12 protein-coding genes and 1 tRNA gene are annotated in these 10,133 nt (G+C 55.6%); 4 read left to right on the top strand and 9 right to left on the bottom strand.

The features are described 5' to 3' along the window. The 4 genes from H5U36_06665 to H5U36_06650 form a co-directional block, all read left to right on the top strand. Window positions 1-135: phosphate ABC transporter permease subunit PstC (locus tag H5U36_06665; GenBank protein MBC7217812.1), on the top strand; the 135-nt coding region annotated here is incomplete at its 5' end. Continuing rightward, window positions 132-1,019: a phosphate ABC transporter permease PstA gene (pstA, locus tag H5U36_06660; GenBank protein MBC7217811.1), complete on the top strand. Its 888-nt coding sequence runs from the start codon at window positions 132-134 to the stop codon at window positions 1,017-1,019. The genes H5U36_06665 and pstA, both read left to right, overlap by 4 nt. Window positions 1,020-1,064: 45 nt before the next feature. Further along, window positions 1,065-1,139, top strand: a tRNA-Thr gene (locus tag H5U36_06655). A 25-nt stretch (window positions 1,140-1,164) separates the two neighbouring features. Further along, window positions 1,165-2,079 carry a DMT family transporter gene (locus tag H5U36_06650; GenBank protein MBC7217810.1) on the top strand — a complete coding sequence of 305 codons (915 nt, stop codon included), beginning with the start codon at window positions 1,165-1,167 and terminating at the stop codon, window positions 2,077-2,079. Here H5U36_06650 and H5U36_06645 read toward each other — a convergent pair. The 9 genes from H5U36_06645 to H5U36_06605 all read right to left on the bottom strand — a co-directional run. Beyond that, window positions 2,009-2,158 (bottom strand): hypothetical protein, encoded by a 150-nt coding sequence (locus H5U36_06645; GenBank protein ID MBC7217809.1) that lies wholly within the window; start codon window positions 2,156-2,158, stop codon window positions 2,009-2,011. The genes H5U36_06650 and H5U36_06645 overlap by 71 nt on opposite strands. Then, a complete protein-coding gene (locus H5U36_06640) occupies window positions 2,155-3,381 on the bottom strand; it encodes a pyridoxal phosphate-dependent aminotransferase (protein MBC7217808.1) in 1,227 nt (408 codons plus the stop codon). The genes H5U36_06645 and H5U36_06640 overlap by 4 nt, the downstream gene beginning before the upstream one ends. A 74-nt stretch (window positions 3,382-3,455) precedes the next feature. Next, complete coding sequence (rlmD, locus tag H5U36_06635; protein ID MBC7217807.1) at window positions 3,456-4,823, bottom strand: 23S rRNA (uracil(1939)-C(5))-methyltransferase RlmD; 1,368 nt, start codon at window positions 4,821-4,823, stop codon at window positions 3,456-3,458. Then, window positions 4,807-5,562 carry a 23S rRNA (guanosine(2251)-2'-O)-methyltransferase RlmB gene (rlmB, locus tag H5U36_06630; protein ID MBC7217806.1) on the bottom strand — a complete coding sequence of 252 codons (756 nt, stop codon included), beginning with the start codon at window positions 5,560-5,562 and terminating at the stop codon, window positions 4,807-4,809. The genes rlmD and rlmB overlap by 17 nt, the downstream gene beginning before the upstream one ends. Next, the gene (locus H5U36_06625) at window positions 5,559-6,992 is read right to left on the bottom strand and encodes a cysteine--tRNA ligase (GenBank protein MBC7217805.1); all 1,434 of its coding nucleotides are present in this window, start codon (window positions 6,990-6,992) and stop codon (window positions 5,559-5,561) included. The genes rlmB and H5U36_06625 overlap by 4 nt, the downstream gene beginning before the upstream one ends. A 9-nt stretch (window positions 6,993-7,001) precedes the next feature. After that, window positions 7,002-8,396: a glutamate--tRNA ligase gene (locus H5U36_06620; GenBank protein ID MBC7217804.1), complete on the bottom strand. Its 1,395-nt coding sequence runs from the start codon at window positions 8,394-8,396 to the stop codon at window positions 7,002-7,004. Further along, window positions 8,381-9,133: a septal ring lytic transglycosylase RlpA family protein gene (locus H5U36_06615; GenBank protein ID MBC7217803.1), complete on the bottom strand. Its 753-nt coding sequence runs from the start codon at window positions 9,131-9,133 to the stop codon at window positions 8,381-8,383. Before H5U36_06615 ends, H5U36_06620 begins: the two co-directional genes overlap by 16 nt. Further along, the gene (locus H5U36_06610; protein ID MBC7217802.1) at window positions 9,094-9,582 is read right to left on the bottom strand and encodes a 2-C-methyl-D-erythritol 2,4-cyclodiphosphate synthase; all 489 of its coding nucleotides are present in this window, start codon (window positions 9,580-9,582) and stop codon (window positions 9,094-9,096) included. The genes H5U36_06615 and H5U36_06610 overlap by 40 nt, the downstream gene beginning before the upstream one ends. Continuing rightward, window positions 9,564-10,133 (bottom strand): 2-C-methyl-D-erythritol 4-phosphate cytidylyltransferase (locus H5U36_06605; GenBank protein ID MBC7217801.1); only part of this gene is annotated, 570 nt, incomplete at its 5' end. The genes H5U36_06610 and H5U36_06605, both read right to left, overlap by 19 nt.

Genomic DNA, 10,133 nt, shown 5'->3' with positions numbered 1-10,133 from the left:
CTCGGGGATGTTCCTGCGGGAACCCTTGAGTACCAGACGATTTTTGCCGTCGGACTTTTGCTCTTCCTCTTCACCCTCCTTCTCAATTCCCTTGCCCGAAAGCTCCGCCAGAGGTTCCAGGAGGTGTACCGATGACAAAGGGTCTCCAAACCGATGCGTTCCTCCTGCAAAAAAAGAGGAAAGAAAAGGTTTTCCTTGTTCTTGCCGCTGCCGCCTTACTTTTTGCCCTCACCGTTCTTTTTGCCCTCCTCATCGATGCTTTCCTCGACGGCCTTCCCCGCCTGAGCCTGAAGTTCCTCACGGGCTTTCCCTCCCGAAATCCAGAAAAGGCGGGGATACTTCCGGCCATGGTGGGAAGCATATACGTCACGGTCCTCACGATTCTTTTTGCCGTTCCCCTTGGTGTTGGTGGGGCAATTTACCTTGAGGTGTACGCTCCGAAAAACTGGATGAGTTCCATCATAGAAACAAGCATTGCTACTCTGAGTGGAGTCCCTTCCATCATCTACGGCATGCTTGGCCTTGAGCTTTTTGCCCGAACGCTGCAGCTTGGCCGAAGCCTCCTCACCGGTGCCCTGACTCTGGCGCTCCTTGTCCTTCCCATCGTCATTGTCTCTGCCCGGGAGAGCCTTCGGGCAGTACCCCAGTCCCTCTGGGAAGGCGCATTGGCCCTTGAGGCTACCCGCTGGCAGGCCCTTAAAGACCAGATACTCCCGGTAGCGTTCCCGGGAATTCTCACCGGCATCATCTTCACCGTCTCCCGGGCCATAGGGGAAGCTGCTCCGCTCATCATGGTCGGAGCCCTCACGTACGTTGCTTTCCTGCCAGAAGGACTCTTTTCTCCCTTCACCACCCTTCCCATCCAGATTTTCAACTGGGTTTCAAGGCCCCAGAAGGCCTTCCATGCCAACGCCGCCGCAGGAATCGTGGTCCTCCTTGCCGTAACCCTAAGCCTCAACGCCCTCTCCATTATTCTTCGGGGGAGACTCGAGAAAAAGCTGCCACCTCAAGCTTTTTGAGACCTCTTGACGCTCCATTCTTTCTCAAGTACAATTTTTTCCGGAGCCGGTGTAGCTCAATGGCAGAGCAGCGGAATCGTAATCCGCAGGTTGTCCGTTCAAGTCGGATCGCCGGCTCCAATTTTTTATGTGGTACAATACGACCATGGCCGAGAGAAACGCCGTTCTTGCCGACCTTGCACTCCTTGGGGTTACAGCGGTCTGGGGTGCCACATTTGTGACCATGAAGAATCTCCTCGCGAGCACTCCGCCTTTAACCATCCTTTTCTGGAGGTTCTCAATCGCCTTTGGTGCCCTTGTGGGTTTTTCCTGTCCAAAGGGGAAAAGGGTTTTCCTTGCGGGAACCATTCTCGGAGGGGCTCTCTTTGGGGGATACCTTTTCCAGACTCTCGGGCTCCTCTACGTTACTCCCGCCCGCTCGGCTTTTGTTACCGGGCTCTGCACGGTTATCGTACCTCTTTTTGCCTTTCTCATTCTGAGGACAAAGCCTGACCGAATACTCCCCTTGAGCATTGCTTTAGCGCTTTTTGGGCTTTTCATCCTGAGCCTTGGAGGAGAAAGGGGGAACACTGTCTTTTTTGGGGACTTCCTCACCCTCCTTGGGGCAACGGCGTACGCCCTCCAGATTGTGCTCGTGGAGAGGTTCACCGAGGAGAACAGCGCATTTGCCCTTGCCACCGTGGAGATGGGGGTAGCGGCTCTTTTGAGCCTTTCCTTTGCCCTCTTCTTGGAAGAACCCCTGTTCCCCCGCAGAACCGAAATCTGGGGGAGTCTGTTCTTTCTGGGTATTGTGGCAACGGCTTTGGCCTTCAGCGTGCAGAAAGTGGCCCAGCGCTACACAGAGGCAACGCACGTGGGAATTATTTTCATCTCCGAGCCTGTTTTTGCCGCCCTCTTCTCGTACTTTCTCTGGCACGAGCGCCTCACGGCACGGAGCATTCTCGGGTGCAGCCTGATTCTTCTTGGCATCCTCACCACGCAGCTCCGTCTCAGTCCTGGCGCTCCATCTCTTCAACTTTCAGCTCAAACTCAAGACCCTCAAGGCAGAGAAGGTCGATGATTTTCTGCAAGAGCGACTGTTCCTCTGCCCGGCTCAGAGGAGTTCCTTTGCGCTGGAATCCCGAAAGAATGATTTTCATAGACGTCCTCTCCTTTGCCGCAACTTCGCAAGGGCCTCTTCAATCCTGTCCATGGCCTTGGCAAGGTTTTCAAGGGAATTGGAGAAGGAAATTCGAATGTACCCCTCCCCGTAATCGCCGAAAGCCGTCCCGGGAACGGTGGCCACTCCCGCCTCTTCAAGGAGGTAGCGCATCATCTCTTGAGAAGAGAGACCGAAGGCGGTGATGTTCGGAAAGATGTAGAAGGCTCCCCTGGGTTTCACGAAAGTCAGGCCCTCGATTTCCTTCATTCGCTCCACGAGGAAGTCCCTCCGGCGGCGGAATTCGGCAACCATCCTCCGAACGGCTTCTTCTCCGTTCAAAAGAGCCTCCACCCCCGCCATCTGGGTAAAGGTGCAGGTGCAGGAGTTCGAGTTCGTCACAAGGAGTGCCAGAAGAGGTGCAAGGTCCTTGGGGAGCACCGCGTACCCCAGGCGCCATCCAGTCATGGCGAAGGTTTTCGAAAAGGCATCAAGGAGAATGGTGCGCTCCTTCATTCCCGAAAACTGCAGGATGCTCACATGGGGTTCATCGTAGATGATTTCGCTGTAGACCTCATCGGTGAAGATGAGGAGGTCTTCTTCTTCAGCAATGCGGGCAATTTCGGCCATGTCCTCCCAGGTGAGCACCGACCCTGTGGGATTCCCGGGAGAATTGAGGACAATCATTTTGGTCCTCGGGGTCACAAGGCGGCGGAGTTCCTCCACGTCTATCCGGAACTCATTCTCCTCCCGGAGACGAAGAGGCACGGCCTTTGCTCCCACAAAGTCGATGATGGAGCGGTACGCCGGGAATCCCGGGTCCGGGTAAATGACTTCGTCTCCCTCTTCAAGGAGGAGGAGAAAGCTCAGGAAAATGACCGGCTTGGCGCCAGGTGTGATGATGACCTCATCTGGCGAAACGTCAATGCCCCGGCTCCGTTTCATATAGACGCAGACCGCTTCCCGGAGCTCATCGATACCGGCAGAAGGGACGTAGTAGGTATGCCCCTCGCGGATGGCCTGGATAGCTTTCTTCTTCACATTCTCAGGGGTATCAAAATCAGGTTCCCCAATCTCAAGGTGAATAATGTCTCTTCCCTGTTTTTCAAGCTGCCTGACGAGAGCCAGAACCTCAAAAGCTCCTTCCCCCCGGAGTCGGCAAACGCGATCCGCAATGCATGCCCGGAGATTGGCAACCTTCCTTATACCATCTATCGCCTTCACGTCCTTCACCTGCCTTGTTGGCAATACTTTACTGAGCCTTGAGTCCTTTTGCAAGACCTTTTCGGTGATTTTTCTCACCTGCGGACAAGAAGGGCGACCGTCTCAAAATGCGGCGTCTGGGGGAAGAGGTCGAAAAAGGCCATCCTCACAAGGTCGTACCCTTCTTCTCTGAAGAGCGCCACATCCCGGGCAAAAGTCCCAATATTGCAGGAAACGTAGACGATGATACGGGGAGAAAGAGCTGCAACCCGCCGAACAACCTTTTTATCGAGGCCTGCTCGAGGAGGATCGGCCACGACCGCATCCACATGGATGCGGGAGGAAGCCAGGAGTTTCTCTACCCTCGCCGGAATGCAGGTGAAATTCGAACAACCGTTCCGCTTTGCGTTCTCGCTCGCATCCTCCACCGCCTGAGGATTCTCCTCAACACCCACAACTTTCTCCGCAACATCGGCCACGAAAAGTCCAATGCCTCCGCCACCGCAGTAGAGGTCAAGAACGGTGCTCGGTGGACCACTCGCAAGAAGGTACTCCCGGACTTTCTCGTAGAGGGCGCCGCAGAGGAGAGAGTGCACCTGGAAAAAGCTCTCTATGGAGACCCGGAAAAGGAGTTTCCCGACGCGCTCGAAAAGGTAAGGTTCCCCCCAGAGAACCCGTTTCCTCTCAAAGACGAGAGCACTCGCTGGAGAATCGTTGATGATATGCACAAAGCCCCGAAGCTCCGGGAAGAGCTCTCGTAAAGCCCCCACAAGGTGATCCTCTTCAGGAAGCTCAAAAGTCGTGGTTGCAAGACCAAGGAGGAGGTCACAAGTTGTGCCGCTTCGCCGCACTAAGAGATTCCGCAGAACCCCTGTCTTCTGCACCGGATCGTATCCTGGAATGCCGTGGCGCTTGCCGTACTCCCGGAAAAAGGAAAGGATTCGCTCCACGAGCTCTCTCTCCATGAGGAGGCACGTTCTCAGGTCCACCACATCCCAGTAGCGGTTTGCCGGACGAAGGCCGAGGGCAAGTTCCCCATTCCGCTCCCCAAAGGTGAACTCCATTTTGTTCCGGTACCCAAAGGGCTGCGGCGAAGGGGTGAACTCCTCAAGGAGGACCTTCCCGAGATCAACCTTTCCGATGCGCTCAAGGACAGATAGAGCATGCTCCCGCTTCAGGCGCACCTGTTCCCCGTACTCGACGAACTGGAGCTGACAACCCCCACAACCCTCGGAGAAATGGGGACAGGGTGGCGTAACCCGGTACGGAGACACCTCAAGCACCTCAAGAGCTCTCCCAAGGGCGAAACTCCGCTTTACCCTTTCAACCTCCACCCGGCAGAATTCATCCTTCAGGACCAGAGGGACGAAAACCACGAAGCCGTCCTTTTTCAGGACACCGTGGCACTCAGGGAGAGCAAAGTCGATAACTGGACCTTCAATGATGTCACCCTTGCGGACCATGTTTCCTCCTCCTTTGGAGCATCACCGCAATGGCAATTCCAGCGGCAACGGAAACGTTGAGTGAGGACACAGCACCGCTTCCCGGGATTCGCACCACTGCATCGCACATGGAGCGGACAATCTTTCGGATACCCTCGTTCTCTCCACCCACCACAAGCCCCACCGGGAAAGGACCGGGATCGAACTCCCAGAGGCTAATCTCCCCGTCTCCCTCAAGACCGACAATGACGAATCCTCCCTCTTTAAATGCCCGAACCACTTCGGTGAAATTGTTTACCTGGAGAACATCGCTTACCTCGATTCCCCCGGCTGAAGCCTTGACGACCCGAGAATCAAGGGGAGCCGAGCGAGCCTTGCTCACCACGATTCCGTCCACCCCAAAGAAGGCCGCGGTGCGAATGATGGCTCCGAGGTTCCGGGGGTCTTCCACCCGATCGACGAAGAGAACCAGGGCGTCTTTGTGCTCTCGAGTTCTTTTGAGGAGCTCCTTCCAGGAGGGCGCGGCTTTCTCCCCACAGAGGAGCACAACCCCCTGGTGCACTGCGTCTTTCCCCACGAGTCCTTCAAGAACCTCTCGATCGACCCGTTCCACAGGCACACCAAGACTCTGGGCAAGGCCTTCAATCCGCCGGATAATATCTCCCTGGGCATTCTTCCCAAGGAACAAACGCTCGAATGCTCTCTTTTTGGCTCGAAGAGCCTCAAAGACAGGATGCCTTCCGTAAATGTAGGACGTCATCCTTCCTTCCCCTCTTGTCGGAAGAAGCGAGCCCCAAGGGGCGTATCCTCCACAACGTACCCAAGAGCACGAATCCTCTCTCTCAAGGTATCGGCAAGGGCAAAATTCTTTTCTTTTCGGGCTCGTTCTCTCTCTTCCACAAGGGCCGCAACTTCTCTGTCCTCGGTTCCGAGTTCCGCCCAGGGAATGATGCCGAGAGTCCTCTCCACGAGGGAGAGAAAGGACTCCATTTCTTCAAGGACTTCCACATTCCACTTCCCCCGGACGGGAAGGAGGTACCGGTTCCCGAATCGCATGAACTCCCCAAGGACCCCAAGAGCCTGAGGAGTGTTGAAATCATCCGCCAAAGCCTCAAAAAAGAACCTGCGGAACTCCCTCACTTCCTGGAGGACATCATCCTCCCTCTCCGCCTTCCGGTTGGGATTCTCCTCCACCTTTCTCCGGATGAAGGCAAAGTTGCGCAGGAAGTTCTTAATCCGCTCGAGGAACTGCAAGGAGGAAACCAGAAGTCCCGTATCGATGTTTATAGGATTCCGGTAATGGGTTCCAAAAAGGGCAAGGCGAACCGCCTTGGCATTGTACTCCTCAAGGAGTTCGCGTACGGTGATGATGTTCCCGAGGGACTTTGACATCTTCTCCGCGTTAATGGTAACGTACCCGTTGTGGAGGAAGAACCGGACAAAGGGTTTCCCCGTTGCCGCCTCGCTCTGGGCAATCTCGTTCTCGTGGTGGGGGAAGACGAGATCAATTCCCCCCGCATGGATGTCAAGAGTTTCCCCGAGGTACTTCATGGCCATAGCCGAACACTCAATGTGCCAGCCAGGACGGCCCCTTCCCCAGGGGCTCTCCCAGAAGGGTTCACCGGGTTTGGCGCTCTTCCAGAGCACAAAATCAGCAGGATTCCGCTTGGTGTACCGAGCTTCCACCCGCGCTCCTTCCTGGAGCTCCTCGAGTTTCTTCCGGGAGAGTTTCCCGTACTCTGGGAAACGGGAAACGTCAAAGAGGACATCTCCGGACACCGAGTACGTGAAACCCCTCTCCTCGAGTTTCCTGATGAGCTCGATGATTTCTGGGATATGCTCCGTTGCCCGGGGATGGAAAGTGGCTCTTCGAATCCCCAGGGCTTCCGCATCGCGCCAGTACTCCTCGATGTACCTTTCGGCGACTTCCCTCGGGTCCACACCAAGTTCCTGAGCTCTCCTGATGATCTTGTCGTCGATATCGGTAAAGTTCTGGACAAAAACGACCTCGTATCCCACCTCTTCGAGGAACCGGCGGAGCGCATCAAAGAGCACGAAAACCCTTGCATTCCCAATGTGGATGAGATCGTACACCGTGGGACCGCAAACGTAGAAACGGACCCTGCCATTCTCTACAGGTACGAACGGGTCTTTTCGAAGAGTCAGCGTATTGAAGAAGCGGATTTCCATAGTCACTCCCTACTTCTTTAATTTTGCCAGAACTCTTTCCTTCCCAAAAGCCCAGAGGAGACGATGAACCTCTGGTCCCTCTTCTCTCCCAATGAGAATAAACCTCAGGGTACGGTAAAAAATCCTGGGAGGAACACCACTTTCTTTCTGGATTCTCCTGAGCTCCTCCCGGAGCTTCTCTTCATCCTCGAAAAAATCCTCAGGAAGGGCAGAAAATGCGGCAAAGAACAGAGAAGAAAAGTTCCTATCTTCATCCCTGGAAACCTCCCCTTCCCTTGCAGCTTCTTTGAGGGAAAGGACGAGGTCCTTGAGGGTTTTTGCTTCTTCCCGGAAAAGGAGAAGAAGCCTCAAAAGGCGCTCTTTCCCAAGAATCCTCTCCCAATCAGCCCACAGAGGCCCGGCAAAAGAGGCAACCTCCTCTCGGAGAGCCTCAAGAGGGAGATTCTGGAGGTACACCCGGTTCATCCAGGAAAGCCGCGCCGGATCGAAAATAGCCCTTGCTCTCCCCACCCGCCCAAGGTCAAAGAGGGCTATGAGCTCCTCCCGAGGAAGGACTTCCCTGCCTTCGGGAAAGGAGTGCCCTAAGGTGAGAAGGTAGTTGAAAATCGCATCCCTCAGGAATCCCTCCTCCCGGAAGAAACGGAGGCTCGTATCCTCTCTTCTTTTGCTGAGCTTTGCCCCGTCCTTGTCGCAGATGACGGGCACGTGGGCAAAAAGAGGTGGCGTGAAGCCAAGGGCCTCATAAAGGAGGAGCTGGTAGGGAGTGTTCGGGAGGTGCTCCTCTCCCCTCAGGACGTGGGTGATGCCCATGAGGGCGTCGTCCACCACGCAGGCGAAATTGTACGTCGGAAGACCGTCCGATCGGACAACCACAAAATCCGCAAGATCACTACTAGCAAAGGGTACCTCCCCTCGCACCAGGTCCCGAACCACCAGGGTTTTCCCCTGGGGAACGTAGAAGCGAAAGGAGGGTTTCCTTCCTCTTTCCTCGAGTCTTCGCCGTTCCTCCGGGGAAAGCAGAAGGCAGCGGCGGGAGTAGCGAGGCGGATGCCCCTCCTCAAGGGCGGCCACTCGCTCCCTCTCGAGTTCTTCCTGGGTGCAGTAGCAGGGGTACACCAATCCCTTTTCCTGGAGCACCTTCAGGAATTCCGCGTAGAGCGACAACCGCTCCGACTGCCGGTACGGACCTTCGTCCCAGTCAATCCCAAGCCACTGCAAATCCTCGCAGATGGCCTCTTCAAAATCCCGGCACGATCGTGCCGGGTCGGTGTCCTCAATGCGAAGGATGAACACCCCCTTTTCCTTCCGGGCAAAAACCCAGTTGAAAAGGGCTGTTCGGGCCCCTCCAAGGTGGAGCATTCCTGTGGGGCTTGGGGCAAATCGTGTCCTTACCTTCTCTGCCATCGGATCACCTCGGCGTGAACCTTGCTCACTCCCTCTTTTTCGATTCCTAAAACTCTCGCTGCCACGAGAGAGAGATCGATGGCCCGATTCTTCTTCCAGGGACCGCGGTCGTTCACCTTGACGATAACTTGCCTTCCGTTTTTGGGATTCGTGATGAGGAGAAGGCTCCCAAAGGGCAGGGTCCGGTGGGCTGCGGTAAAGGCATAAGAACTGTATATCTCTCCTGAAGAGGTCTTCCGGCCATCGAATTTCGGATGGCAGAAGGAGGCAAGGCCGTCGAATTTCTTTGTTACCTCGCAGGTTCCGGAGGTAACCCCGTAAAAGGCCAACTGAACGTTATTGAGCCAGAGGACGGCAAGGTCCAAAGGATTTGAGGCATTGGCAGAGGCATCTTTCCGGGAAACGGAGAAGAGCCTCTTCTTATCGCAAAAAACACTGACGCTCCCGTCTCTCTCCCGCACCAAGCGAAAGGTGGGGGGACTCTTCCAGGGAAAAGAAAAAACTTCCTGGAGTCTTTTGAGGATGACACGAGCCCGCTCCTCACAGGAGGCAAATGGTCCCCGGTACCGAACCCGCAGGAGCACCCGGCCGTTGCAAAGGATAGCCGCCACCGCGCCCTCTTCCACAAGGGCAAAAGAGGCTCTCGCCTGGGTACTTTGAGCTACAGCAAAGACCCCAAGGATAACGAAAACTGCCCCTAAGACCCTCTTCGCACGAGGAGACTGACAGCAAGACACGCTATGCCTTCACCCCTTCCAACGCTCCCAAGGCCCTCATTCGTCGTGGCCTGAAAGCCGACTCGATCTGGCTCCACCTGCATCGCTTGAGAGAGATTTTTTCGAATCTGAGCCACAAAGGGAGCGATTTTCGGTCGCTCCGCAATGAGCATGATGTCCACATTCCCAATCTCCCAGCCCTCGTCCCGAATCCGTTGTGCAACCATTCCAAGGAGCTTAAGACTTTCGGCGTCCTTAAAGCGGGGATCCTCAGGGGGAAAAAGAGAGCCGATATCCGGAAGGCCACAGGCTCCAAGGAGGCTGTCCATCAGGGCATGGCAGACCACATCGCCATCGGAATGCCCCATAAGTCCCCGTTCAAAGGGGATATAGACACCTCCAAGGATGAGCCTTCGCCCCTCCACAAGGGGATGGATATCGTACCCAAGGCCTACTCTCGGCGTAAACACCGCACCCTCCAGCGGAGCATCTCCTCAGCAAGGAGAAAGTCCTGAGGAGTGGTGATTTTCAAATTCTCCTCGGAACCGGGAACGATGTGGACCGGGAATCCCAGGCGTTCCACCAAAGAAGCGTCATCGGTCCCCAGAAAACCGTCAGCCCTTGCCCTCTCAAAGGCATCAAGAATGAGGCCAATGCGAAACGCCTGAGGAGTCTGAGCTCGCCAGATCTTTCTCCGGTCGAGGGTCTCCCCAATGGTTCTTCCATCAGGGGAGTACTTCAGGGTGTCCACCGAGGGAATGGCCACGCATACCGCTTCGCACCGGGCTACTTCTTCCACGCAGCGCCTGAGAATGCTCTCACTCACCAGAGGCCGCACCCCATCGTGGATGAGCACGAAATCCTCAGGGTGATCCCGGTAGAGCTTCAAGCCCTCGTACACCGAGTCCTGACGTGTTGCCCCTCCGAAGACGTAGTGACGGAGCTTCCGGAAATCGTACTTCTTCAGAATCTCCCGCCGGAAGATATCCTCATGGAGAGGATGGATAACCACCGCAACCTC

The organism is Candidatus Caldatribacterium sp. (assembly GCA_014359405.1).
Taxonomy (GTDB): domain Bacteria; phylum Atribacterota; class Atribacteria; order Atribacterales; family Caldatribacteriaceae; genus Caldatribacterium; species Caldatribacterium oleiphilum.
Note: the sequence above shows the minus strand (reverse complement) of the source record. Positions and strands in the feature narration are given on the sequence as shown.

What these genes read in the sequence shown, in the direction of transcription:
- H5U36_06645 (MBC7217809.1), bottom strand. Translation starts at nt 2,158, where the DNA reads ATGAAAATCATTCTTTCGGGATTCCAGCGCAAAGGAACTCCTCTGAGC.
- pstA (MBC7217811.1), top strand. Translation starts at nt 132, where the DNA reads ATGACAAAGGGTCTCCAAACCGATGCGTTCCTCCTGCAAAAAAAGAGG.
- rlmD (MBC7217807.1), bottom strand. Translation starts at nt 4,823, where the DNA reads ATGGTCCGCAAGGGTGACATCATTGAAGGTCCAGTTATCGACTTTGCT.
- H5U36_06650 (MBC7217810.1), top strand. Translation starts at nt 1,165, where the DNA reads ATGGCCGAGAGAAACGCCGTTCTTGCCGACCTTGCACTCCTTGGGGTT.
- H5U36_06625 (MBC7217805.1), bottom strand. Translation starts at nt 6,992, where the DNA reads ATGGAAATCCGCTTCTTCAATACGCTGACTCTTCGAAAAGACCCGTTC.
- H5U36_06620 (MBC7217804.1), bottom strand. Translation starts at nt 8,396, where the DNA reads ATGGCAGAGAAGGTAAGGACACGATTTGCCCCAAGCCCCACAGGAATG.
- rlmB (MBC7217806.1), bottom strand. Translation starts at nt 5,562, where the DNA reads ATGACGTCCTACATTTACGGAAGGCATCCTGTCTTTGAGGCTCTTCGA.